General features: G+C 62.2%; 24 protein-coding genes and 1 pseudogene. 10 read left to right on the top strand and 15 right to left on the bottom strand.

The features are described 5' to 3' along the window. Positions 1-7 precede the first annotated feature (7 nt). The 7 genes and pseudogenes from rpsR to CXY77_RS06225 all read right to left on the bottom strand — a co-directional run bounded on the left by rpsR (position 8) and on the right by CXY77_RS06225 (position 6,120). The gene (gene rpsR, locus CXY77_RS06255) at positions 8-271 is read right to left on the bottom strand and encodes a 30S ribosomal protein S18 (protein WP_035835236.1); all 264 of its coding nucleotides are present in this window, start codon (positions 269-271) and stop codon (positions 8-10) included. A gap of 48 nt (positions 272-319) precedes the next feature. After that, positions 320-838 (bottom strand): single-stranded DNA-binding protein, encoded by a 519-nt coding sequence (locus CXY77_RS06250; protein WP_092338335.1) that lies wholly within the window; start codon positions 836-838, stop codon positions 320-322. Between the two features lie 246 nt (positions 839-1,084). After that, positions 1,085-1,453, bottom strand: a pseudogene (gene rpsF / locus CXY77_RS06245) (30S ribosomal protein S6); the annotation flags it as partial. A gap of 164 nt (positions 1,454-1,617) precedes the next feature. Further along, positions 1,618-2,958 carry a sugar ABC transporter substrate-binding protein gene (locus tag CXY77_RS06240; RefSeq protein WP_104129828.1) on the bottom strand — a complete coding sequence of 447 codons (1,341 nt, stop codon included), beginning with the start codon at positions 2,956-2,958 and terminating at the stop codon, positions 1,618-1,620. A gap of 43 nt (positions 2,959-3,001) precedes the next feature. Next, positions 3,002-3,832 carry a carbohydrate ABC transporter permease gene (locus tag CXY77_RS06235; protein ID WP_104129827.1) on the bottom strand — a complete coding sequence of 277 codons (831 nt, stop codon included), beginning with the start codon at positions 3,830-3,832 and terminating at the stop codon, positions 3,002-3,004. Further along, on the bottom strand, positions 3,819-4,625 hold the full coding sequence (locus tag CXY77_RS06230) for a carbohydrate ABC transporter permease (protein WP_369827319.1): 807 nt from the start codon (positions 4,623-4,625) through the stop codon (positions 3,819-3,821). Before CXY77_RS06230 ends, CXY77_RS06235 begins: the two co-directional genes overlap by 14 nt. Before the next feature lie 64 nt (positions 4,626-4,689). Next, a complete protein-coding gene (locus tag CXY77_RS06225) occupies positions 4,690-6,120 on the bottom strand; it encodes a CCA tRNA nucleotidyltransferase (protein ID WP_104129826.1) in 1,431 nt (476 codons plus the stop codon). An 81-nt stretch (positions 6,121-6,201) separates the two neighbouring features. Here CXY77_RS06225 and CXY77_RS06220 point away from each other — a divergent pair, with 81 nt between their 5' ends. From CXY77_RS06220 to CXY77_RS06195, 6 genes are all read left to right on the top strand, one after another. Next, positions 6,202-8,520, top strand: a complete 2,319-nt coding sequence (locus CXY77_RS06220; protein ID WP_104129825.1) for a DUF6049 family protein — start codon at positions 6,202-6,204, stop codon at positions 8,518-8,520. Further along, positions 8,513-10,141 carry a murein biosynthesis integral membrane protein MurJ gene (gene murJ, locus CXY77_RS06215; RefSeq protein ID WP_104129824.1) on the top strand — a complete coding sequence of 543 codons (1,629 nt, stop codon included), beginning with the start codon at positions 8,513-8,515 and terminating at the stop codon, positions 10,139-10,141. Before CXY77_RS06220 ends, murJ begins: the two co-directional genes overlap by 8 nt. Positions 10,142-10,320: 179 nt before the next feature. Beyond that, entirely contained in the window at positions 10,321-11,283 is a 963-nt protein-coding gene (gene trxB, locus CXY77_RS06210; RefSeq protein ID WP_092338349.1) for a thioredoxin-disulfide reductase, read from the top strand. Between the two features lie 53 nt (positions 11,284-11,336). Further along, entirely contained in the window at positions 11,337-11,660 is a 324-nt protein-coding gene (gene trxA / locus CXY77_RS06205) for a thioredoxin (RefSeq protein WP_092338350.1), read from the top strand. A gap of 146 nt (positions 11,661-11,806) precedes the next feature. Continuing rightward, entirely contained in the window at positions 11,807-13,138 is a 1,332-nt protein-coding gene (locus tag CXY77_RS06200; RefSeq protein WP_233197268.1) for a PLP-dependent aminotransferase family protein, read from the top strand. 42 nt (positions 13,139-13,180) lie between these two features. After that, complete coding sequence (locus CXY77_RS06195; RefSeq protein WP_104129823.1) at positions 13,181-14,137, top strand: D-alanine--D-alanine ligase; 957 nt, start codon at positions 13,181-13,183, stop codon at positions 14,135-14,137. Between the two features lie 751 nt (positions 14,138-14,888). Here CXY77_RS06195 and CXY77_RS06190 read toward each other — a convergent pair. The 8 genes from CXY77_RS06190 to rpmH form a co-directional block, all read right to left on the bottom strand. Beyond that, entirely contained in the window at positions 14,889-15,839 is a 951-nt protein-coding gene (locus CXY77_RS06190; RefSeq protein WP_104129822.1) for a ParB/RepB/Spo0J family partition protein, read from the bottom strand. Next, positions 15,839-16,792 (bottom strand): ParA family protein, encoded by a 954-nt coding sequence (locus tag CXY77_RS06185; RefSeq protein WP_092338358.1) that lies wholly within the window; start codon positions 16,790-16,792, stop codon positions 15,839-15,841. The genes CXY77_RS06190 and CXY77_RS06185 overlap by 1 nt, the downstream gene beginning before the upstream one ends. Positions 16,793-16,868: 76 nt before the next feature. Continuing rightward, entirely contained in the window at positions 16,869-17,501 is a 633-nt protein-coding gene (gene rsmG / locus CXY77_RS06180; protein WP_233197289.1) for a 16S rRNA (guanine(527)-N(7))-methyltransferase RsmG, read from the bottom strand. A gap of 119 nt (positions 17,502-17,620) precedes the next feature. After that, a complete protein-coding gene (locus CXY77_RS06175) occupies positions 17,621-18,229 on the bottom strand; it encodes a R3H domain-containing nucleic acid-binding protein (RefSeq protein ID WP_104129888.1) in 609 nt (202 codons plus the stop codon). 11 nt (positions 18,230-18,240) lie between these two features. Further along, positions 18,241-19,224: a membrane protein insertase YidC gene (yidC, locus tag CXY77_RS06170; protein WP_104089985.1), complete on the bottom strand. Its 984-nt coding sequence runs from the start codon at positions 19,222-19,224 to the stop codon at positions 18,241-18,243. Between the two features lie 8 nt (positions 19,225-19,232). Beyond that, a complete protein-coding gene (gene yidD / locus CXY77_RS06165) occupies positions 19,233-19,544 on the bottom strand; it encodes a membrane protein insertion efficiency factor YidD (protein WP_092338364.1) in 312 nt (103 codons plus the stop codon). Beyond that, positions 19,541-19,918, bottom strand: a complete 378-nt coding sequence (rnpA, locus tag CXY77_RS06160) for a ribonuclease P protein component (protein ID WP_092338366.1) — start codon at positions 19,916-19,918, stop codon at positions 19,541-19,543. The genes yidD and rnpA overlap by 4 nt, the downstream gene beginning before the upstream one ends. A 40-nt stretch (positions 19,919-19,958) precedes the next feature. Beyond that, positions 19,959-20,096: a 50S ribosomal protein L34 gene (gene rpmH / locus CXY77_RS06155; RefSeq protein ID WP_010204566.1), complete on the bottom strand. Its 138-nt coding sequence runs from the start codon at positions 20,094-20,096 to the stop codon at positions 19,959-19,961. A gap of 474 nt (positions 20,097-20,570) precedes the next feature. Here rpmH and dnaA point away from each other — a divergent pair, with 474 nt between their 5' ends. From dnaA to CXY77_RS06135, 4 genes are all read left to right on the top strand, one after another. Then, positions 20,571-21,989, top strand: coding sequence for a chromosomal replication initiator protein DnaA (dnaA, locus tag CXY77_RS06150; protein WP_092338368.1), 1,419 nt, complete (start codon positions 20,571-20,573; stop codon positions 21,987-21,989). A gap of 492 nt (positions 21,990-22,481) precedes the next feature. Then, complete coding sequence (gene dnaN / locus CXY77_RS06145; protein ID WP_092338370.1) at positions 22,482-23,639, top strand: DNA polymerase III subunit beta; 1,158 nt, start codon at positions 22,482-22,484, stop codon at positions 23,637-23,639. 5 nt (positions 23,640-23,644) lie between these two features. Beyond that, on the top strand, positions 23,645-24,811 hold the full coding sequence (gene recF, locus CXY77_RS06140; RefSeq protein WP_104129821.1) for a DNA replication/repair protein RecF: 1,167 nt from the start codon (positions 23,645-23,647) through the stop codon (positions 24,809-24,811). Then, the gene (locus tag CXY77_RS06135) at positions 24,804-25,343 is read left to right on the top strand and encodes a DUF721 domain-containing protein (RefSeq protein ID WP_092338374.1); all 540 of its coding nucleotides are present in this window, start codon (positions 24,804-24,806) and stop codon (positions 25,341-25,343) included. Before recF ends, CXY77_RS06135 begins: the two co-directional genes overlap by 8 nt. Positions 25,344-25,434 lie beyond the last annotated feature (91 nt).

Here is a 25,434-nt window from a genome sequence, read left to right as displayed (position 1 = left end):
GGTTTCCTTACCGGCCTGAGCCTGCGTAGGGCAGCAAAGCCATTTCGCGGGCGTTCTTGACGGCACGGGCGATGAGGCGCTGTTCCTGAACGGAAACGCCTGTGATGCGGCGGGCGCGGATCTTTCCACGCTCGGAGATGAACTTGCGCAGGGTGGGGACATCTTTGTAATCAATGACACCAACCCGAATCGACTTCGCGGGAGCAGCGTTCTTGCCACCCTTAGCTCCGCGAAGCGGCTTGCGGCGGTCGCCGCTCGACTTTCCAGCCATGATTTCCTTACTTTCTAAAAAGAGGTGTTAGCTACGCGCTAGGCGAGCTTAGAAGGGGGTCTCGTCGCTGAAGTTACCTGGGCTGTTCCAGACGTCTCCACCAGATGCTGCTGGCGCAGCAGTCTTGGCGGGGGCGCTGGGTGCCCATGGCTCATCGTTGCCCTGGCCGCCGGCAGCGGGTGCACCACTGCGAGGGCCGGAGGACTGCGCACGAGTGAGGGAAGCGGTGGCGTAGCGCAGCGAAGGACCAATTTCGTCGATCTCGAGCTCCATGCTCGTGCGCTTTTCACCTTCCTTTGTCTCATACGAACGCTGCTTGAGACGCCCGGAAGCGATGACACGCGACCCCTTGGTCAGTGAACCTGCAACGTGCTCGGCGAATTCACGCCAAACGCTCGCACGCAGGAACAGCGCGTCGCCATCTTTCCACTCGTTGGCCGCACGATCGAACGTACGCGGAGTGGAAGCGATGGTGAAGTTGGCAACCGCCAGCCCGTTCTGCGTGTAACGCAGTTCCGGATCGCTGGTGAGGTTGCCCACCACGGTGATTACGGTCTCGCCAGCCATGGGCTACTTGTCGCTTGCCTTGTCGGCAGCGGCCGGCGCAGGAGTCGCCTTGGCAGCCGCAGGCTTGGCAGCGGCAACCTTTGCGGCGGGAACCGCGGTGGAGGCAGCAGCAACCGGAGCAGCAGCATCGGCCTTCGCAGCAGCGGCCGGAGCCTCTGCAACGACGGCTTCTGCTACGACAGGCTTGGCAGCAGCGGCGACCTTGGCGGCCGGAGCGGCAGCGGCTGCAGCAGCAGCGTCAGCCTTGGCAGCGATGACCTTCGGGTTGGCAGCCTTGCGAGCAGCCTTCTCTGCGGCCAGCTTGGTGGCGACGACGACCTGGGCGATGCCCTCTTCGGCGCGGAGCACCTTGGTGCGCATGACGGCCTCGGACAGCTTCAGCTGACGGTCGAGCTCGACCGTGGCTGAGGCGTTCGCGGTGAAGTCAACAACGGCATAAATGCCTTCGGTCTTCTTGTTGATCTCGTAAGCGAGACGACGACGACCCCAGACATCAACCTTGTCAATGCTGCCACCATCGTTGCGAACAACGTTGAGGAACTTGTCAAGGCTGGGAGCAACGGTGCGCTCATCGATCTCGGGATCGAGGATAACCATAAGTTCGTACTGATGCATGACTAACCCACCTCCTTCGGACTAAAACGGCTGCAGAATTTCTGCAACAGGAGGGTTGTGCATGTGCTGCAGGCGGAGGCCGGGAATCCGGCACGCAGGCAGCCTGCCCAGACTACCGGATGCCGCGCGCATACGCCAGTCGACCTGCCCGTCGTTGGGTCGACCTACTCGGTCTGAGTGGCATTAGCGGCATTCTGGGCGGCACGGACACCGGAGTCCACTGGCGTGCGGCCGATGAATACCTCGTCGAGCAGCGGCCGCATGGCGTTTTCGGCGGCCGGCCAACCGGCTCCCCGCGGTGCCGGCGCCGTTCCGGCGGCCAGCACGTCGTAGAACGGGCTGATGTCGACATTCTCCGAAGCCCAATAGGCCGCGTAGGCCGGCTGCGCGGCCAGCACGGCCGGAGACGCCGCACCGGATGCCCCGATGAATTCTGATCCGGCGGCACTCCCGAGCCATTCCAAGACCCGCTGCGTTTCGGCCGGATGCTGGGATGCCGCATTACCGGCGGCCGCGATGCCATCGACACCGCTGATCGCACCGGCCGGGCCGCTGGGCAGGCGCACAACGCCCCAATCGAAGTTCGCCCCGGCGCTCACGTTGGCGAGGTTGTAGACACCACTCTGAAACAGGGCCATCTTGCCCTGCAGAAACTGCTCGCGGCTGAAGTCGCCGTTGGTGTTCGTATCGGCGGCCGACGGAGCGACCTGCCACTTGTTCATGAGATCGACCAGGTACTGGAACGAGGCGATGCCGGCGTCGGACGCGAAGGCATACTGGTTGGACTCGTCCTGAAACTGGGCACCATTGGAGGCCAGGTAATTCAGCACCATCGCCTGCAGGTCGTAGCCGGCGTTGTAGCCATATTGGCTGAGGTTGGAACCGTCGAACTCGGCACTGTCGGCCGTGTTCCCGTTGTAGTCCTTGGTGAGTTTCTGCAGCACGCCAATGAGGGTGTCGTTGTCACCGGTGGGATCCCAGGTGAGTGCGGACACGTCGTCGGCGGTCAGGCCGGCATCACCGAGCAGGTCAGCGTTGTAATACACCGCAATGCCGGGGTCGGCCAGCTGCGGCACTCCCCACAGCGTGGCGTCCCTGGTGTACTGGGCGACGACGGGTGCGGACCAGCCGGCCTGGGCATCCGCTGGCAGGGCCGTCGTAATGTCGAGCAGCGCCCCCGCGTCGGCGTAGGCGGGGTAGCTGCCGCCGTCGACCCAGAAGACGTCGGGCGCCCCAGCACCGGCGACGTCGGTGCGAAGCTTCTCGAAATAGTCGTCCCACGGCACGATTTCGACGCCGACCTGGATGTCGGGGTTGTCCCGTTCGAAGGCGGAGAAGGACTTCTCGTAGGCGGCCGCGACCTGTTCATCCCAGAGACGCACGGTCACGGTGGTAACATCGCTGGATGATTCGGAGCTGGAGAAGTTCAGGGCCGTGACGGCCCCGGCAATGACGAGCAACACGCCGGCAACGCCGGCAGCAATGATGGTGGAACGCTTGGCCATGATGTCCTTTATTGACGGATCGAACCTTCCCCAGTGAACCAGCCTACGCAGATCCCGAGATGGTGATCGACCGCACAAAGCTGCGCTGAAACAGGAGAAACAACAGGAGCAGCGGCACTAGGGCGAGCGTCGTGGCCGCCATGACGAGGGTCCAGTTGCCATTGAACTGGCTTTGCAGGCTCGCTGTGGCGACGGTCACGACCCGCCATTCACTTCCGGTCGTGACCACGAGCGGCCACATGAAACTGTTCCAGTGGCTCACGATCGTGATCAGGGTCACCGTGGCAATAATCGGACGCGACAGTGGCACGACGATCTCGACCAGCACGTCGAGGGTGTTCGCACCGTCGAGCCGGGCAGCATCGATGAGTTCCTGGGGGATTCCACGAAAGTATTCGCGCAGCAGGAAGATCGCGTAGGGGGAAGCAAACGCGAACGGCAGCACGAGACTCCAGAACGAGTTGCGCAGCCCGGCCTCGGTCATCATCAGGTACAGGGGAATGACCAGCACGACGGGTGGGATCATCAGGGTCGACAGGTATACCCAAAACAACACCTGGCGGCCCGGAAAATCAACCCGAGCGAAGGCATAGGCGGCGAGAATCGAGCAGATCAGCTGCCCGACCAGAATCAGTACCGCCGCCAGGATCGTGACCACGATGGCACGACCGAATTGTGCCGGTCCGGTCAGCAGCAGCGCAAAATTGTCGAGCGTGAATGGGGCAGGCCAGCTCAGGGCTGGCTCCTGCGCGAACTGCTCCCGGGTCTTGAACGCCGTCAGGATGCTCAGCAGGAACGGCCCGAGGGTGAACAGGGCACCGAGCACGAGCACCACGTAGACGGCGGCCGTTGAGGAGAATCTAGTCCATTTCATAGGTGACCCTCCGGCGAAAATAGAACTGCTGGGCGAGGGTGATGACCACCAGGATGACCAGCAGAACGACCGCCATGACGGCCGCACGACCGAGGTCGAAGGCGTCGAAAGCTTCGTAGTAGATGCGCGCCGCTACGACATCCGTTGATCGTGCCGGGCCGCCCTGGGTGAGCGCGTACACCTGGTCGAAGACCTGAAAGGCCGAGATGACCGTGGTGACGAGCACGAAGAACATGGTCGGACGCAGCAGTGGCAGCTTGATGTGCCAGAACATCTTTACCGCGCCGGCACCGTCGATGCGGGCCGCCTCGAGAATCTGCCCTGGAATGTTGAGCAGCCCGGCCATGAAGAACAGCGTGACGTAGCCGACGTTGGTCCAGATCACCACGGCAGCCACGGCCGGCAATGCGAGCGCTGGGTCGCTGAGCCACTCAACGCGCTGACCGAGCAGGGTGTTCAGGGCTCCGTCGGTCGGCGCGAGAATCCACTTCCACACGACTCCGAGAGCCAGCGGAGCACAAATCCACGGCAACACGTAGATGGTGCGAAACCAGGCCGACCCCGGCAGACCTCGGGTGAGCAGTGTCGCCGCGCCGAGCCCGATCAGGGTTTGAATCGGCACGACGAGGGCAACGAAGATCAGCGTGACCAGCAGGGAATTGCCGAAGACACCGTCGCTGAGTACGGACTGGTAGTTGTCGAGACCGACGAAGGTGATCGGACCGATCAGGTCCCAGCTCTGAAAGCTGAGCCAGAGCACGACCAGCACCGGGAGTAGGAGAAAGCAGACCACACCGAACAAACTGGGGGCGAGAAGGGCATAGCCGGTGATCGCACTGCGTCGACGGAGCCTCCCTCTACTCCGCACGCTCCGCCCACCACTGAACCAACCGGCGGGTGGCTTTTTCCTCACCCAGCGGGCCATCATCGAGACGCTGCTCGAGCAGATACCGGTAGGCCTCTCCCACCTCGCGGCCTGGCTTCAGGCCGAGCACCACCATGATCTGCTCGCCGTCAAGGTCGGGACGCAGGGCTCCGAGCTCTTCCTGCTCGTTCAGCGCGGCAATGCGCTGTTCCAGGTCGTCGTAGGCGAAGCCGAGACGGTCGGCCTTGCGCCGGTTGCGGGTCGTGACGTCGGCGCGGGTCAGAATATGCAGCCGTTCCAGCTGGTCGCCGGCGTCGCGCACGTACCGGCGCACGGCCGAGTCGGTCCAGGCGCCCTCCGTGTAGCCGAAGAATCGCAGGTGCAGCTCGATCAGACGGGCGACGGCGTTGATGGTGTCGTTGTCAAAGCGCAGGGCGCGCAGGCGCTTCTTGGCGAGCTTGGCACCCACCACGTCGTGGTGGTAGAAACTCACGACGCCGCCGGGTTCCAGCTTGCGGGTGGCCGGCTTGCCGATGTCGTGCAGCAGGGCGGCGAGACGCACGATCAGGTCTGGGGCCTCCAGGTTGCCGCGCGAGGTCTCGTAGCCCATCGCCTGCTCCAGCACCGTGAGCGTGTGCTGGTAGACGTCCTTGTGGTGGTGGTGCTCGTCGATCTCGAGCCGCAGGCCGGGAATCTCCGGCAGCACGATCTCGGCCAGGCCCGATTCCATCAGTACCTCGATGCCGGCGCGCGGGTCCCTGGAGACCAACAGCTTCGAGAGTTCGTCGCCGATGCGTTCGGCCGACACGATACGGATGCTTTCCCGCATCTTCTCCATGGCCACTGCGGTATCCAGATCCAGCGTGAAACCCAGCTGGCCCGTGAACCGAGCCGCGCGCAGCATCCGCAGCGGGTCGTCACCGAAGGACACCTCCGGAGTGCTCGGGGTGCGGAGGCGCCCGGCGAGCAGGTCATCGATGCCGCCGGCCGGGTCGACGAGCGTGAGCTGGGGCAGGCGCAGGGCCATGGCGTTGACGGTGAAGTCCCGGCGGAGCAGGTCGGGTTCCAGCCTGGTACCGAACACCACGTCGGGTTTGCGGGTGGTGCCGTCGTAGCTGTCCGCCCGATAGGTGGTGATCTCCACGGTTTCACCGGCGAGGCTCGCACCGATCGTGCCATACGCCCGACCGATGTCCCACTGCGCTTCGGAGAGGGGTTTGGCGAGCGCGAGAATCTGATCCGGTGTCGCATCCGTGGTGAAATCAAGGTCGTGCAGCGGGCGGTCCAGGAACGCATCGCGAACCGGGCCGCCGACCAGGGCCAGCTCGTGGCCGCCCGCAGCAAATGCGTTCGCGAGACGAGAAACGGTGGGGGTGGCAGCCAGGTCGCCCAGTCGTGCGAGGGCTGCCGCGACGCTCTGCATATGCCCCATATTAGTTGCCATCAGGGGGGCACGCAGACTCGGTGCAGGCGGCTCTAGGCTGACACGCCGTAGAATCCCCCTATGGTGGCCGAGTCAGATTCCGCGCATCGGCCCGCGCTCCCGGCTGCCGCGTGCAGCGCCGTGCGCCCGGCACGGCGCGCGATGAGTCGTCGCCGGCCCGGGCCGATTACGGCGTTTCTGGTGGGAGCTCTGACCCTGGCGTCGCTGATTTTTGCACCGATCTTCGTTCTAGCGTCGGCTCAGGCCGACCCGGCGACCGGCTCCGTCGCGAGCGCCACCACCCCCGCTGACACCGTCGGCGTCACGGTCGCGCCGACCACGTCGCCGCAGCTGGTACCTGGCCAGGACCTGGTTCTGACGGTGACCGTGCACAACAACACCAGCGCCGACATTCCGATCGGCCGAGTCGATGTGTACCTCGCGCAGCTCGCGCTGACCACCCGGGCGGCACTCGATAGCTGGCTCCGGCCCGATGACGACGCAAATTCCGGCGACCAGCTGGTGAGCGTGCCCACCACGGAAGGTATTCCGGCTGGTGCCAGCACGAACCTGAGCGTCACGGTTCCGGCTGCGGCCGTGGGATTGACAGATGACAACGCGTGGGGAGCGCGTGGGATCGCCGCGATTCTCGTTGCGGGTGACGTGATTCAAGCTGAGGGCCGCGGCACGTTTGTCTGGTCCCAGGGCAGCGCGATCACCCCGGTCGCTCTCGCCGCTATTTTGCCGATCACGACCCCGGAAAGCGCGACCGGCCTGATCACCTCGAAGGCACTCGAGTCGTACACGAGCTCGGTCGGTCTGCTCTCGCGCCAACTGGATGTCGCCATTGATGCGCCCACCGCGACGATCGCCATAGATCCGCAGATCATCGCCTCGATTCGAGTGCTCGGCACGGCCGCTCCGGCGTCGGCCGTGGCCTGGCTCGACCGTCTGGCCGGTGCGAGCAATGACATCTTCCCGCTCGGCTACGCGGATGCCGACATCGCGTTGCAAGCGCAGGCGGGCGCCACGACGCTGCTCGCGCCCACCTCTTTCGTGTCGGCGATCGACGCGAGCCTGTTCGTCGTGCCCTCGGCCACACCGCTCCCGGAAGACACCACCGACCCGACCGATGTGCCCAGCGTCACGTCACGAGCCAGGGCCCAAGCCACCGCGTCTCCGACACCCACCCCGACACCCACGCCGGAACCCGGCGCAACGGTCATTCCCTCGACCAGCGACCTGCTGGCCTGGAACTACACGAGCACCGCTATCGGCTGGCCGGTCGCCGGGCAGGTTGCGCGCGCCGATCTTGACGTCTTTGCCGCGAGCGGCCTGACCACGACCATCCTCTCCAGCGGGAACGTCGAACAGTCAGACGTCTTCACGCCGAATACCGCGTTCGCTCTTCCGGGCGGGCTTGGTCTGGTCAGCGACTCCGCACTGTCGGCCGCCATCCGTACCGCGGCCGAAGCCACGACCGAGGACGAGTGGCGGGTCAGCGTCTCCGAGGCGGCTTCGCTGCTCGCGGTCGTGTCTGCGGAGAACCCCAACTCGGCACGCACATTGTTGGTCACCTTCAACCGCAGCAGTCCGGAAAGCGCGACCCGGGTCGCTCAGACGCTTGCGGCCCTCGATTCGACGACCTGGTCGAACGCGGCCCCGCTGCAGGCTGCCCTGGATTCCGCCCCGGGCACTACGGTGACTTTTCGGGACCAGGCCATTGACAGCAACCGGGTCACGCTCGCCCGATCGCTGTTGCAGCGCGAGGCGGCAATCGCCGAATTCGCGACCATTCTGGCCGATCCGCTGGCGTTCACCGCGCCGGCGCGATTGGATTTGCTGACCCTTCTGGACACAACCTGGGCCTCGCAGACTGAGGCCTGGGCTGACCAGGTGCGGGCGAACCTCGCTGCCTCCTTCGACCTGATCCACGCCGTGACCGTGACCACCCGCGGGCCGATCATTGTGGTGGGCAGCAAGGTCGACCTGCGCATAACGCTCAACAACGCCCTGGACCAGGCCGTCACCGTGCGCACCGAGATCGTGCCGTCCAACGGGCGACTCGTGGTCGGTGAAACCCTCGAGACGACCATTCAGCCGAACTCCGCGCAGGCCGTCTCCGTACCCCTCAGCGCCGCTGTCGGTAACGGCGATGTCGTCCTGCGGGTCACCCTGTTCACCCTGAATGGCACCCCGCTCGGCCAGCCGGCTCCGATTGATGTCAGCGTGCGCGCCGACTGGGAAGGTGTTGGCGCGAGTATCTTCGCCATTCTCGTCGTCGGCTTCTTCGGTTTTGGTATCTGGCGCAACATCGTGCGCCGACGCCGCGAGAAATCGGCCGAGGCATCCGCTGTCAGTGAAGAGACGGTGTTACCCACGGCGGTGCCCGATGCCTGACCCGGCTCCCAGCGGCAGTGGAGGTATCGGCCGGGCCAGTGCGTTCTTGGCCTCCGGCACGATCGTGTCGCGCATTCTCGGCTTCGTGAAGGTCATCGTTTTGGCCGCCATCATCGGCCAGTTCGGTGCCGCGGCCGACACGTTCGCGATCGCCAATCAGCTGCCGAACACCATCTATGTGATCGTGGCCGGCGGAATCCTGACCGCCGTTCTGGTTCCGCAAATCGTTCGAGCCAGCCTCCACGCCGACGGTGGCACGGCGTACATCAACAAGCTGCTCACCCTCGCCCTGGTCGTGCTGTTTGCGACGACCCTCATCGCTACCCTGTTGGCCCCGACCATCACCGGGTTCATCGGCTTGAACCTCCCCCAGAACGAGAAGGCACTGGCCGTGGCATTTGCTTACTGGTGCCTTCCGCAAATGTTCTTCTACGGGCTGTACACCCTGCTCGGCGAAGTGCTCAACGCCCGCAAATCTTTCGGACCGTTCACCTGGGTGCCAGTGCTCAACAACCTGGTGGCCATTATCGGCCTGATCGTTTTCGCGACGCTGTTCAGCCCTGACCCGTTCGGTGCTCGATCGGCCGCCGAGATCACGTCGGCCATGGTCGCCGTACTGGGCGGCAGTGCCACCCTCGGCGTGATCACCCAGGCCGTCGTGCTGTTCTACTTCTGGCGCCGCATCGGATTGCACTACCGCCCGGATTTCCATTTTCGCGGCGTGGGTCTCGGTGCCGCCGGCAAAATGGCGAGCTGGACCTTCGGGATGCTTCTGCTCACGACTTTCGCGGGCATTGTCGAAACGCAGGTCGTGACGCTCGCACACGGTGAGGCATCCGTTGCCGTTCTCGCCACCGCCTGGCTAATTTTCATGCTGCCGCACTCCGTGATCACGGTGTCGGTCGCGACGGCGTACTTCACCCGCATGAGCGAACATGCCGCACTCGGAAGCTGGTCACTGGTGCGAACGGATGCCTCGAGCGCGATTCGGGGAACGTCGCTCGTGATTGTGCTCGCCGCGGCCGTCATCGCGGTCTGCGCTTACCCGTTTGCGGCGATCTTCGTGACACCGTTCGACCAGGTGCAGTCGATCGGCAACGTCATCATCGCGTTCATTCTGGGGCTGGTGCCATTCTGCGTGTTGTTCGTTCTGCAGCGCACCTTCTACGCCCTCGGTGACACGCGCACACCGTTCTTTTTCACCCTGTTCCAGGTCGTTCTGCTGATTTGCGCCGTGCTGGCCTGCGCGTGGCTGCCCACGGAATGGATCGCCGTTGGCATCGCCGCGTCGATCACGGTGACCGGTACGCTGCAGGCAATCTTGGCCGCCATTCTCCTGCGCCGCCGAATGCACGGTATCGACGGACGACGCATTCTGCGCAGTCTCGTGAAATATCTGGTCGCTGTGATAATTCCAGTGGCTGCCGGCCTGACCCTCACGACCCTCCTGGGGGGCAATGTCGACGGCGGATTCGCCGTGTCCTCGAGGCTCACGGCCATGGTCTCCATGGTGTTGATCGGGGTCGTCATGTCCGCGGCCTACTTCGGACTGCTCCTGGTCATGCGCAGCGGCGAGCTCACGGCCTTTCTGGCGCCCCTGCAGCGCCGCTTCGGCCGCTGATGCGTTCCCGGCCTGACACGCGGCTCAGCGCCCCTGTGAGTGGTGCGCCTCGCTGGCGGTGGCTGGGTACCGGCGGCTCTTGCTGGGAGGCCGCGGAATAGCATCGGATTAGGATGTGTTGTATCGAAGCGTGAGGCGGGATATTGCCCGTCTTGCCCACCACTGCAAGGAGTGTGCGCGTGCGTCAGATCATCATCATCGGTTCCGGACCGGCCGGCTATACCGCGGCAATCTACGCCGCGCGGGCTAACCTCAAACCGCTTCTGATTGCCAGTTCGGTGGAGGCTGGCGGTGAGTTGATGAACACGACCGACGTTGAGAACTTTCCCGGCTTTCCGGAGGGCGTCCAGGGACCCGATCTGATGACCAAGATGCAGGAGCAGGCAGAGCGCTTTGGCACCGAGGTCGTCTACGACGACGTCGAATCGGTCGACCTGTCCGGCCCGATCAAGACGGTCGCCCTCGGTAATGGTGACGTGGAGCAGGCACTCACGGTTATTTTTGCCACCGGTTCCGCCTACCGCAAGCTCGGCCTCAACGACGAAGAACGTCTCTCCGGCCGCGGTGTCTCCTGGTGTGCCACCTGCGACGGTTTCTTCTTCAAGGGCAAGGAAATCGCCGTCATCGGTGGCGGCGACTCCGCCATGGAGGAAGCCACCTTCCTCACCCGATTCGCCTCGAAGGTGCACGTCATTCACCGCAAGGGTGAACTGCGCGCCTCCAAGATCATGCAGGAACGTGCTTTCGCCAACGACAAGATCGAGTTCACTTGGAACTCCGAAGTCGTCGGTATCACCGGCACCGAGGCCGTCGATGGTCTGACCCTGCGCGACACCGTCTCCGGCACCGAGAGCAGCCTTCCGGTCGGCGGCGTGTTCGTGGCGATCGGCAACGACCCGCGCACGCACCTCGTGCACAAGCAGCTCGACCTCACCCCCGAGGGCACCATTGCCGTCGCGGGCCGGTCATCCCTGACCAGCCAGGCCGGTGTCTTCGCGGCCGGTGACGTGATCGACTCCAGCTACCGCCAGGCCATCACGGCTGCTGGCTCCGGCTGCGCGGCCGCCCTCGATGCAGAGCACTACCTCAGCACTCTTCCCCAGGACCTGCTGGCCTCGGCCAGTGAACCCGAACTCGTCTGATTTTACTAAAACCTAAGTTTACCAGTACTAAGTTACCCAAGAAGGAGACACACATGACTGCACGCGCCGTAACAGAGGCCAACTTCGAACAGGAAGTCATCAACAACGAGAAGACCGTTCTGGTGGACTTCTGGGCCGAGTGGTGTGGCCCCTGCCGCGCCGTCAGCCCCATTCTCGACCAGATCGCGGCCGAAAACGCCGACAAGCTCGACATCGTCAAGCTCAACGTCGATGAGCACCCCGCTCTGGCCGCCAAGTACCAGATCACCTCCATCCCTGCGATGAAGGTCTTCCAGAAGGGCGAGGTCGTCAAGACCGTCATCGGCGCCAAGCCGAAGCCGCAGCTCGAGAAGGACCTGGCCGACTACCTCGTCTAACCGACTCAACCTAGAAAACCCGCCCGGCTTCAACCGGGCGGGTTTTTTGGTGCCCGGGGTCACCCCATACGATGAAGACGACAGCAGAACGGATAGGTGACGTGACAATTCAAGGCTCCACTGCCGATAACAAGCAGTCCGGGCCTGTGCAGACAAGTACTGTGCAGGGCGGCAACAACCTCGACCCGTGGTACCACCACTACGCCGATCGCGCCGCCGGCCTTAAAGCCTCCGAGGTACGCGCGCTCTTCGCCGTGGCCTCCCGCCCCGAAGTCGTCTCCCTCGCCGGCGGTATGCCCTACGTTGCGGCCCTGCCCCAGGACCTCGTGATCAATGCCATGGAGCGCGTCATGCGTGAGAAGGGCGCTACCGCACTGCAATATGGCTCTGGTCAGGGAGTTCCCTTGCTGCGCGAGCAAATTCTCGATGTCATGGCACTCGAGGGCATCAAGGCCAATGCCGATGACGTGGTTGTTACCACCGGTTCGCAGCACGCCCTGGAACTGGTCAGTAAGTTGTTCCTCAACCCCGGAGATGTCGTCATCTCCGAAGGCCCCAGCTATGTCACCGCCATGGTGATCTTCAAGTCGTACCAGGCCGAGGTCGACCATGTACCGATGGACGAGAACGGCCTGATCCCGGCCGCGCTGATCGAGCACATCGCCGCCCTCAAGGCAGCCGGTCGCACCATCAAATTCCTTTACACGATCCCCAGTTTTCACAATCCGGCCGGCGTCACCCTCAGCTGGACACGCCGCATGGAGATTCTCGAGATCTGCCGTTCGAACAATATTCTCGTGCTCGAGGACAACCCCTACGGACTGCTCTACTTTGACAAGCAAGCACCGGATGCCATTCGCTCACTCGAGCGCGACGGTGTCGTCTACCTGGGAACCTTCTCCAAGACCCTGGCTCCCGGCTTTCGGGTTGGCTGGGCTCTCGCCCCGCACGCGATCCGCGAGAAACTCGTGCTCGCCAACGAAGCTGCCGTGCTCTCCCCCAGCTCCTTCACCCAGATGGTGATCTCGGAATACCTCTCCACCGCCGACTGGAAGGGGCAGATCAACACCTTCCGCGGTGTCTATCACGAGCGCAAGAACGCTATGCTGGCCGCCCTCGAGGAGTACCTCCCCGATTTGACCTGGACCAACCCCACCGGCGGATTCTACGTCTGGGTCACCCTGCCCGAACAGCTCGATTCCAAGGCCATGCTGCCCCGCGCGGTCAAGGAACTGGTAGCGTACACGCCCGGGACCGCGTTCTATGCCGACGGTGACGGGCGCCAAAACATGCGCTTGGCCTTCTGCTATCCAACGCCGGAGAGTATCAGAGTCGGCATCCGTCGCCTGGCCACGGTCATTCGCGGCGAGCTTGATCTGCTCGACACCTTCGCCGGCACCGGTACACTGGGCGCCGCGCCCGACCGGCCCGGCGCCAGAAATCAGCGCTATGCCGGTCCACCGGCCAACATCTCCTAGATATCCACGTTCACCCACACCAAGCTAGGGAAAAACCTGATCATGAGCGAATTCAACTCCCTTACTATCGTTATTCTGGCCGGCGGAATCTCCCACGAACGTGATGTTTCGCTGCGCTCGGGGCGACGGGTAGCGGATGCCCTCACGGGCGGGGGCCACACGGTCACCGTGATCGATCCCGGGGCCAACCTCCTGACCACTCTCACCGAACAAGCCCCCGACGTGATCTGGCCAACCCTGCACGGAGCTACCGGAGAGGATGGCGCCCTGCTCTCCCTGCTGGAGACCACCGGCATCCCGTTTCTCGGCTCAACTGGGCCCGCCGCCGCCCTGGCCTGGAACAAGGGCACGGCCAAGGAGCTCGTGCGCCGAGCTGGTTTTGCCACTCCCCCGGCTATCGCCCTCTCCACCGAGACATTTCGGGACCTAGGGGCCACGAGCGTACTTGAGCACCTGATCGGCGCAATCGGCCTGCCCCTGGTCGTTAAACCAGCTCAGGGCGGTTCCTCTCAGGGTGTCACGATCGTGCGCACCGCAGCGGACCTGCCCCGTGCCATGGTCGACGCGTACACCTACGCCAACACCGCCCTCGTTGAGGCCTATATTGACGGCGTTGAGGTTACGGTGGCGGTAATTGACACCGGGACCGGCCCCACAGCTCTGCCGATCGTTGAAATCGTGCCCGTTGACGGCGTCTACAGTTTCGAGGCACGGTACAACGCCGGCGAGACAGACTTCTACACGCCGGCTCGCCTTTCCGACGAGGCCTCAGCGGCGGTTTCCGCAACCGCAGTCGCCATTCACACACTGCTGGGCCTCCGCCACCTGAGCCGTATCGACCTCATTGTCGATGCCGCAGGTACCGCCTGGTTCCTGGAGGCCAACGTGCTTCCTGGCCTGACGGAAACGTCACTGGTGCCGCAGGCGATCGAGGCCACCAACCAGACCCTGGGTTCCACCTACTCCGCCCTGGCCGCGAACGCCCTGACGGGCCAGTAGGCCTTACGTTTCACGTGAAACCTGCGCGGCCTCAGCGTTGTTTCACGTGAAACACCACGACAGGACTCCCTCAGGCCAGCCAGCGGGAGGGCGACTGCGGTCTCGACGAGCTCGACCGGCGGTCTGTGGGCAATTCATACGGCCACGGGATACTGTTTCACGTGAAACACTCCGTTGCAGCTCCCGCGAATTGCTCGCGGGACGGCAATTACGGTCTCGACGAGGCCGACCGACGGACCGTGGCCGTTTCACGTGAAACATCGCGACAGGCGTCCCGCAAACCAGCCAACGGGACGGCGATTACGGTCTCGACGAGCTCAGCGGCCGCTGGGTGGGCAATTCACGTGGCCGCGGGATACTGTTTCACGTGAAACATCGCGACAAGATCCCCGCAAACCAGCCCATCGGTAGGGCGATGGACGTCTAGACAAGCTCTGCCAACGGTGTGGGCAGAGTGAATTCAGCAACATAGGGGCGGCGGCGGGTTTTTCGCGCAAGTTGCGAGTTTTGAACGTCTTTCAGCGGACTCGCGCACGCTTTTCGCGAGAAGCCCCTGAAAGACCTCGATGTCTAAGCGGGGAGCGAATGACCCGTCAACGCCCGCCGCGCCCGTACAAGCGCCATCAAGATCGACCAAGCCATGGACCGCAGTAAATAGTTCGCCGTGAGCCGTGAACCGTGGGGCGGTTCACAGAAAAAAATGCCCCGCCGCGCGCCATGTTTCACGTGAAACGGCCCACGGGGGGATGAACTAGCTCGCGCTAAAGGCCGGTTCGCCGAGAACGGTAAGAATGCGGTTAAGATCGCCAATTGTGGCGAAATCAACTGTGATCTGGCCTTTTCTAGCCCCAAGATTGATTTTGACGCGCGTGTCGAGTCGTTCTCCGAGGTGCTCAGCGATTTCATCGAGGTGCCCCTGGCGTCGACCAGGAAGTGGTTTAGCCTTAATCAGTCTTGGAACGGATGTCGCCGCAGCCTCGGCCGCCCGCACCGAGAGATCCTCTTCGACGATCTTGTCAGCCAAGCGAAGCATGCCAGCCAGGTCACCCACTGACAAAATCGCCCGCGCATGGCCAGCCGAGAGCACGCCGGCCGCAACTCGTAGCTGCACCGGTACCGGCAATTTCAGCAGACGCAGGGTGTTGGTGATCTGCGGCCGCGATCGACCAATTCTGGTCGCCAATTCTTCCTGTGTGATATCGAAGTCAGCGAGCAGCTGCTGGTAAGCGGATGCCTCTTCGAGCGGATTCAGCTGGGCGCGGTGTAGGTTTTCCAGCAGCGCGTCGCGCAGCATATCGACATCGGCGGTCTCTCGAACGACAGCTGGAATGCTGTCGAGCCCGACCTCTTTGGTCGCGCGAAGACGACGCTCGCCCATGACGAGTTCGTACTTGCCCGGCGCATCCGCTAATGGCCGCACGACGATCGGTTGCAGAACTCCGACTTCGCGAATGCTGTGCACGAGTTCAGCGAGGTCATCCTCGTCGAAAATAGTGCGCGGCTGGGCGCGGTTGGGCACGATGTCCTGCGGGTTCAGGTGGGCCAGACGCGCTCCGGGCACGGGAACGAGCTCGGGGGAGTCATCCGTTTCACGTGAAACACTACGCGGAAAAAAGACATCAACCGGCCGGGGAGCCGACGCGTCGTCCTGCACCGGGATGAGTGCGCCGATACCGCGGCCGAGGCCGGTTCTTTTCGCCATTAGTGCTTATCTTTCATTTGGGGCTTATCTTCGGTTCGGGGAGCACCTCGATGGGCCATTTCTGCTGCTGCTTCGAGGTAGGAGAGCGATCCTGCGGAGTTGAGGTCGTAACTGACGACGCTCTGACCGTAGCTCGGGGCCTCAGAAACGCGCACAGAGCGCGGAATAGCGGTATTCAGCACCTCTTTGGGGAAGTGATCGCGTACTTCCTTGGCTACCTGGGTCGCCAGATTGGTACGGCTGTCGTACATGGTCAACAGAATCGTTGATACCACGAGGTCGGGGTTCAGGTGTTTCTCGATCAGGGCAATGTTCTTGAGCAGCTGGCTCAGTCCTTCGAGGGCGTAGTACTCACACTGAATTGGAATGAGCACCTCGCGGGCCGCGACGAAGGCATTGATGGTGAGCAGCCCCAAAGATGGCGGGCAGTCAATGAAGACGTAGTCGTAGGGCTCGGCCATCTCGGCCAGGTAGAGGTCCAGTGCCCGGCGCAGGCGTTGCTCGCGTGCGACAAGCGACACCAGTTCAATCTCAGCACCAGCGAGGTGGATGGTAGCGGGAACGCAGAACAGTGCACCGAATTCCGGGCTCTTCTGCACGACTTCAGACATGGGCATGTCGTTGATGATGACGTCGTAGACGCTCGGCGTCTCGGCGCGGTGCTCCACTCCCAGGGCGGTGGAAGCGTTACCCTGCGGGTCCAGGTCGATGACCAGCACGCGGGCTCCCTGCCGCGCGAGGGCGGCGGCAAGGTTGACGGCGGTCGTTGTCTTGCCGACGCCACCCTTCTGGTTGGAGATCGTCAGCACCCGGGTCTTGTCGGGTTTGGGCAGTTCGCCGGCCGCGATAACCTGGCGGCGCCGCGTGAGTTCAGCGATTTCGCGGGCGAGCGGCGTTGTGCCGTCGAACCCTCCCGCCTTGCCCGTGCGCTGATCTTCAGCAGGATGTTTCACGTGAAACCTTTGCGTTCGACGATTGATGAGCCACCCGAAAGGGACCCCCGAACACCAAATCTGGTGACATTCGGGACTAGTCCACTGTAGCCCGGATGACCCGGGTTACCTCGGGCAGCACGCCCGCGCCGAGGGTAATAACCTCGACATCACGCAGGCGGTGCTTGCGAATAGCCTTTGCTGCGGCGTCGACTTCACGCTGGGCACCCTCACCCTTCATGAGAATGAGCTCGCCGCCGGCACGCAGCAGGGGCGCCGTCAACGGGATGAGCTTGCTGAACGCACTCACCGCACGGGCCGTGACCTGGTCGAGCGGATGCGCCAGCCTCGCCTCCTCCGCTCGCGCCCGCACCACGGTCACATTGGCGAGGTGAAGTGCAGCAACCTGATCATTCAGCCAGGCCACCCGACGCTCCATCGGCTCAATCAGGACGAAGTTCACATCCGGCCGAGCAATGGCCAGGACCAGGCCGGGAAGGCCGGCACCGGAACCCACATCACCGACGAGGCCCGGACGCAGCAGTGGTGCAACAATGGCGCAATTGAGAATATGGCGAGACCACAGCCGGGGGAGTTCCAGCGGGCCAATCAACCCCAGAATTTCGCCCTGATCAGCCAAATTATTCGTAAAAGCGCGAATGACGTCGAGCTGGGAACCGAAGAGGCCGGCGGCGCCGGCCGGTTCGGTCTCCAGCTCCACCGAATCGATTGGAACCGCGTCGATGGCAACCGAGTCGGACGCGACCTGTTCAGGGGTCGCCTGTTCAAATTTATTCAAGACTGAACGGGTTGGTTCCGGCGTGGCAGATTCCGACATGACCAGCGAGACTAGGCTGCGGTGATGACGGTGTGGCGGTCTCGACCCTCGCCGGAGGACTCGGACCGGTAGCCACCGCTCGCGGCGACGATATCGTGCACGAGCTTGCGCTCGTAGGAAGACATGGCCGGCAGGTCAGCTTCCCTCGAGCCGGCAACGATCCGCTCTATGGCCCGCGCCACAAGGGTGGCAAGCTCAGCTTCGCGCGCCTCGCGGGACCCGCCGATATCGAGGATCAAGCGTGAAAACGAGCCCGTCTTGTTCTGCACGGCGAGGCGCGTCAGCTCCTGCAGGGCGTTGACGGTTTCCGGCTTGGACAGCACGCGCAGGTTGTCGGCGTCGGAGGCCTTGACCGAGAGGTACGCGCGGCCGTTTCGGGCATCGATGTCGATGTCGCCGTCCAGGTCGCAGATGTCGAGAAATTCTTCGATGTAGTCGGCGGCGATGTCGCCTTCACGTTCGAGCTGGTCGGTCGTGAGGGGAACCTCGGCGACACTGCCCGTCTCTGGAGCGGTGGGGGAGGAGGCATCCGTTGTGGCGGGGGCAGTGGGAACTGCGCTGTCAGCAGAGACGGTACTGGTCTCGGTGCTGACCTCGGTGAGGCCGGTCTTGTCCGTCACGGTGATCTCCACTACTTCTTCGGGCCGGTTTGCTTCTTGGCGCGGGCCTTACCAACCGGCTGCTGACGCTGCACGGGCTTGGCGGGCTCCTCGACCACAATGATGTCACCGTCGGTCGCGATGAGTTTACCCTTGCGGGCGAGGCGCTCTTCGCGGGCCTTGGCGGCCTCACTGCCGGGAGTCGGCATGTTTCGAATCACCAGGAACTGCTGAATCATCGTCCAGAAGTTGGAGGTAAGCCAGTAAAACATGACGCCGAGCGGAAAAGCCACACCGGAAAAGGCGAAGACGAGGGGGAGCAGGTAGAGCATGATGCGCTGCTGCTTGAACATGGGGCTCGCCTTGGTCTCCGGCGACATGTTCTTGGAGACGATCTGCAGCTGCGTGATGAATTGCGACGCGGTCATCAGCACAACCATGGTGGCGGCGATGATCATGACGGTGAGGTTGAACTCGTTGCCGGCGATCCATCGCGTCCACTGTGAGGCGAATGTGTCGTGCAGCGGGGCGTTTCCGAACAGCGTCGCGCTACCGAAGCTCTCGGCGAGGCTCTGATTGAGCGGCCCGACACCGGCGTTGGAGCGCTGGGCGTCGTTCAGCACCGAGAACAGGGCGAAGAAAATCGGCATCTGCAGCAGCAGCGGCAGGCAGGAACTCAGCGGGTTGGTACCCGTCTTCTTGTACATGGCCATGGTCTCGCGGGACATTGCCTCACGCGAGAACTGGTCCTTCTTGCCCTTGTACTTGTCCTGGATCTTCTTGAGCTGTGGGGCAACCTCGAGCATCTTGCGTTGGCTCTTGATCTGCCGCACGAAGATGGGAATGAGGGCGGCCCGCACGACCAGAACGAGGCCGACGATGGACAGCACCCAAGTGAGACCGTCGTCGTAGCCCAGTCCCGCAATTCCCATCTGCGAAAAGAGCCAGTGGAAGGCCACGAGCAGCAGCTCGACCACCCATTTCAGAGGCCAGAGGATCGTACCTATGAGGTCCATACTGTGGGTTAGCCCTTTCCGTGGCTAGGTGCGACAACAAAACCGAACTTCGTCACGCGGTAGCGACGTTTGCTCTTGAGCGGTACATCATCAATGCCGCCTTCTGACCACGGATGACAATGGCTCAGTCTGCGCGCAGTGAGAGCCGAACCCCACGCTAGTCCGTGTTCCTGAACGGCTCCCAGTGCGTAGGCCGAACAAGACGGGTAAAACCGGCACACATCTCCATACAGCGGAGAGATTACAGCGCGATATACGCGAAGAATGACGACACCCACATTGCGGGGTATCAGGATGATCGTCCCGCGTATCGAGTTCATCGCCCCGGACTGCCCTTCCGCGCCGGGAGCGGGCGAGCAAGCGAGCGTTGGACTTCTTCGTACAGCGTCTGCCACGCCGCACCTTGCGCCGTCGGCAAAGCGCGGATGACGACATCCGTTCCTGGCGGAACCAGGGAGAGCAGTTCGTACGTAACCGCCTTGAGGCGGCGGCGAACGAGATTGCGCCTCACGGCGTCACCCACATTCCTTGCGACAATGAAGCCGAACCGTACCGGAACGCCGGCGGCACCCGAAGCAACCTCAGCGCTCTTTCGTACATAGAGAACGGTGTGCGCACCAACGATCCGCACACCGCGCCGAACGACGCCTTGATAGTCGCTGCCGCTCGTGATGCGATTTACGTGAGCGAGCACGAGAACCCGGCGACCACAACGAACCTAGGCAGACTCTGGCCTACGCGGAGAGTTCGGTGCGACCCTTGCGACGGCGAGCACCAAGGATGGCGCGGCCCGCACGGGTGCGCATGCGCAGACGGAAGCCGTGCACCTTGGCGCGACGACGGTTGTTCGGCTGGAAGGTTCTCTTGCTCATAGTTCAATCTCCACGTATTTGAATCACCGCTGGCCAAATTCCCCTCGGCCAGAACAGCAGCGCGCACAGAAGTTAGAAGCCCGCGGGATGGGGTCAACTGATTAAAACTACGGCCTCGGCCACGTCTGGTCAAACTCAGGCCCCGAATCGGCCCATTCTCCACAATAATGACTCCAACACAGATACCAACCGGAGAAGCCGATTCACCGCTGAATTCGCCTCGCTGAGCGGGATTGACTACCGTAAAGACAAGTTATCCACAGGTTGGTGGCATCAACCTGAGAATTAGGTCGGTTTTATACACAAGCGGTGGATAACTTTAATGATGAACTCGAACCCAGATTTCGAACCAGGCCCCAAAACGCCCGCAGTGCGGGCCAACTGACGGCGGCTTGCCGGTGTTCAACAGCGGCCCCGCACCCGTCCGCCGCGGTCCAGTAGTGAAACACCCGAAATACACAGATTGTAGGAACAATGGCAGACGTAGAAGCGCCGATAGCTGAAACCTGGCGGTCCGTTCTGACCACGTTGGAATCCGACGCCACGATCACCCCCATGCTCTACGGGTTCCTCAGTCTGGTCGAGCCGAAGGGCATCGCCGCCGGTACCTTCTATCTCGAAGTGCCGAACGAGTTCACGGCCAGCATGCTCAATCAGCGGATGCGGGTTCCCCTGCTGACCGCGATGGGTCAGCTCGACGAAGCCACTGCGGTGTCGACCTTCTATGTGGTCGTCAACCCGGAGCTCGAGCAGGAATCCCTGCGCCCGGTGCAACAGACACTGACCCCACCCGATGTCATCACCCCCGCCCCGCCGCAATCAGTATTCGAAGGTGCCGTTCCGGCGCAGCCGCACGAGACTCGACTCAACCCCAAATACAGTTTCGACAACTTTGTGATCGGCCAGTCCAACCGATTCGCGCACGCGGCTGCCGTGGCCGTGGCCGAAGCTCCGGCGAAGGCCTACAACCCTCTCTTCATCTATGGATCATCGGGGCTCGGCAAAACTCACCTGCTGCACGCGATCGGTCACTACGCCATGAGTCTGTACCCGGGCATCCGCGTACGTTATGTCAGCTCCGAAGAGTTCACCAACGACTTCATTAATTCGATCGCGAACAACCGAGGCTCGGCATTTCAGGCCCGATATCGCAACATCGACATCCTCATGATCGATGACATTCAGTTTCTGCAGAACAAAGCTGAAACCCAGGAAGCCTTTTTTCACACCTTCAACACGCTCCACGACCATAACAAGCAGGTGGTGATCACGAGCGACCTGCCGCCGAAGCATCTGACCGGCTTCGAAGACCGCATGCGCAGTCGATTTGAGTGGGGCCTGATCACGGATGTCCAGGCACCCGACCTCGAAACCCGCATCGCTATTCTGCGCAAGAAGGCCCAGAGCGAGAAGCTGCAGGTTCCCCACGACATTCTCGAGTTCATGGCGTCAAAGGTTTCCTCCAATATTCGCGAGTTGGAAGGAACATTGATTCGGGTCACCGCCTTTGCGAGCCTCAATCGCACGCCGGTGGACATGGACCTGGTGCAGACGGTGTTGAAAGACCTCATCACTCTGGATGAGGACAACGTCATCGCCCCGGTCGACATCATTACGAACACGGCCAACTACTTCAAACTATCCGTCGACGACCTATACGGGTCGAGCCGCTCGCAAGCGATTGCCACTGCTCGCCAAATCGCCATGTACCTGTGTCGTGAGCTCACCAACCTCTCCCTCCCCAAGATCGGTCAGCTTTTCGGTAACCGGGACCACACCACGGTGATGTACGCGAATAAGAAGATCAGCGAACTCATGAAGGAGCGTCGGTCGATCTATAACCAAGTGACCGAGCTCACCAATCGCATCAAGCAGGACCACCGATACAAGTAGGTCCTAGCAGCAAAATACCGACCCCTCGCGGAAGCGAGATCACAGATACAAGTAGGCCTGTCCAAAGCAAAATTTCGGCCCCACCGGAAGCTCGTACGAGTTCTGACCCGGAGGGGCCCAAATTTTTTTAGTTTTCACACCTGTGGATAACCCTGTGGAATTAACTCACACAACCGGTCGTCGCCTGTAGAAACTCGAGGCCTGCCTGTAGAAACTTGTAATTACCACGAGTTGCGCTTGCTCAAACGAATGACAAACTTCCACAGCTCGCCCACAACTTACAAGCGTGTAGTTCCCAATGCCTGAGCGGTTTTCACAGAGTTATCCACAGTTTCCACAACGGTTAAGAAGATTAACAAGAATTCTTTAACCTTCATCCAGCCGACAACCTTGAGAGCCAGGGCCCTCAGAGCAGCACGGTACTGAATAGACCTGTGACAACAGCTAGCATTGAGGCCCACCCATCCGCCCGTCGAACGCAAGGAATGTTTCGTGAGATTTCAGGCCAATCGGGATGTCTTCAGCGAAGCAGTTTCCTTCGCGGTCAAACTTCTGCCCCAACGCACGACCCTGCCGATTCTGAGTGGTGTACTCATCGAGGCGACAGCAACGGGCTTGATTCTGTCGTCGTTCGACTACGAGGTCTCTGCCCAGACCGAGATCGTCGCCGAAGTTGAAGAGACCGGAAAAGTTCTCGTCTCCGGCCGGCTCCTCGCCGAAATCGCCAGCCGTCTCCCCAACGCTCCTGTGCGGTTTTCCACGGAAAATTCGCGCATCAAGGTCAGCTGTGGATCGGCCAGCTTCACCCTGCTGTCCATGCCGGTTGAGGAATATCCGAGCATTCCCGTGGTCACCACCCAGTCCGGCCTCGTACCGGCTGAGGAATTTGCTGCGGCTGTCGCTCAGGTTGCCGTCGCTGCCTCGCGAGACGACGTCACCCCAGTCATCACCGGGGTGCAACTCGAGGTCACCGAAAATAGCCTCAGCCTCGTAGCCACCGACCGGTACCGTGTCGCGGTTCGGGAAATCGACTGGGATCCGGGCAGCAACACCGCCCCCAATGAAGCAGGAACAATCACCGCACTCGTGCCGGCCCGTACCCTGCAGGAGGTCGGTAAGACTTTCGGTCACAGCGGAACCATTTCGGTTTCTATCACCAACAGCGACGACCGCGAACTGATCGCGTTCACCGCGAACAAGAAGACCGTCACGTCGCTGCTGATCAAGGGTAATTTTCCTCCCGTTCGTCGCCTGTTCCCGGCCACCGTTGACAACTACGCGGTGATGAACACGGCGGACCTGATCGAAGCCACCCGCCGTGTGCAGCTCGTGTTGGAACGTGAAGCCGCGCTGCGCTTCACGTTCGACGCCTCCGGCGTCACCCTCGAAGCCGTAGGATCCGAGCAGGCCCAGGCTTCGGAAACCATCGATGCCATTCTCTCCGGCACCGAGACCGTCGTCTCACTCAAGCCACAGTTTCTCCTGGACGGGCTCAGCGCCGTGCACTCCGAATTCGTGCGCATCTCGTTCACGAAAACGGAAAACCCGAATAAGCCCGGGCCGGTATTGATCACCAGCCAGACCTCGCGCGAGCAGGCCGGAGTGGACAGCTACAAATACCTGCTGCAGCCCAACCTGCTCCTGCGCTAACAGCGGTGCGAGTTACTCACCTCTCGCTGACCGACTTTCGCAACTATGCGAACGCCGAGGTTGGTTTCGTTCCGGGCCCGAACCTCATCGTCGGCCGGAACGGCCAGGGCAAAACCAACCTGGTCGAAGCGCTCGGCTTTCTCAGCACGCTCGGATCGCACCGAGTCTCCACCGACAAGGCCATGATTCGCTCCGGGCAGGATGCCGGCATTATTCGGGCCCGACTCGAATACAACGGCCGGGATATCCTCGCCGAAGTGCAGCTGAACCGTTCCGGGCAAAACCGGGCGCAGGTCAACCGGTCAGTCATCAAGACCCGCGATCTGCCCCGCTATTTTTCGAGTGTGGTGTTTGCTCCGGAAGACCTGGCCCTGGTGCGTGGCGACCCTTCGGGGCGTCGTAAGTTTCTCGATCAGCTGTTGGTGCTGCGCAGCCCGCGGCTGGCCGCAGTGCTCAGTGATTACGACCGGGTGCTCAAACAACGCAATACCCTGCTCAAGTCGGCCCGGGCCTCGGGAGTGCGCGGCAACCAACTCTCCACACTCGATATCTGGGACGAACGGCTGGTGGAGTTCGGCTCGGAAATCATCGACGAGCGCGCCAAACTCGTGCAACAGCTTGGTGAACCGTTGCGGGCGGCCTATCGTGCTGTCGTGAATGAAGATCATGGTCCGGCGTTGGTGGCGAGCCTCAGCATCCTGGGCGCCGACGAAGATGCCGATCTCGGCGTTCTCCCGGCCAGCGTCCCGCAATCTGCGGCTTCGGTGGAGTCGTCTACCAATGAGATCTTTCGAACGGCGCTGGTCGGACTGCGAAAACGCGAATTGGAGCGGGGTATCACCCTTGCCGGACCCCACCGCGACGATCTGGTCTTCATGCTCAATGCCTTGCCGGCCAAGGGTTACGCCAGCCACGGGGAGTCGTGGTCGTTCGCACTGTCCTTGAAACTCGCATCCGCTCAGCTGTTGCGGCAGGAGTCAGCCAGCGGTGACCCGGTCCTGATTCTCGATGACGTCTTTGCCGAGCTCGACCTGCAGCGTCGGGCCCGGTTGGCCGCCGCGATCGGGTCGTTCGAACAGGTTTTGATTACCGCCGCGGTACTCGAGGATGTTCCGCCCGCCCTCGTTGCGCACACTATTCACATTCATGCCGGAGCGGTCATCGATGGCTGAAGAAAATGTTCCACGTGAAACAACTGAGACCGTCGATTCGGTGGAATCGGGTACCAGTGAAGCAGCGCAGGTCTATCTGCGCTTCAAGAGTGTTTTCGGTGATCCCAACGCCAGACGCTCACGCGGCCGTAAGCGAATTGCGCCGGTAGTCGGCTCGAGTGTTCCCTTCGGGATCGGCCGCGACCCGCGAGGTCTGGGTGACACGATCAATTCGCTGACCATGCAGTTGGGCTGGAATTCACCGCTGGCCCAGTCCGAACTTCTGGCGTCCTGGACCGAGCTGGCCGGTGAAGAAACCGCCAACCATTCGACCCCGGCCGGTATCGATGACGGTGTGCTCACGGTGCACTGTGAATCCACGGCCTGGGCCACCCAATTGCGACTGATGCGCAATGTGATCATGGAACACATTGCGCATCGGTACCCAGACGCGGGCATTCAATCAATTCGTTTCCAAGGGCCCAACGCTCCGTCCTGGAAAAAGGGTCCCAGATCAATTCCAGGGCGTGGTCCGCGCGATACCTACGGGTGACCCAACAATTAAGGTCACCCCCTTGAACAAAACGCGTCAAACGGCGATTATGGCCGGTTCGTCTCCCCCCCGTTTGGTAGACTGAATGGTC

This window comes from Cryobacterium sp. N21 (assembly GCF_002929575.1).
In the GTDB taxonomy this organism is placed as follows: Bacteria; Actinomycetota; Actinomycetes; order Actinomycetales; family Microbacteriaceae; genus Cryobacterium; species Cryobacterium flavum.
Note: the sequence above shows the minus strand (reverse complement) of the source record. Positions and strands in the feature narration are given on the sequence as shown.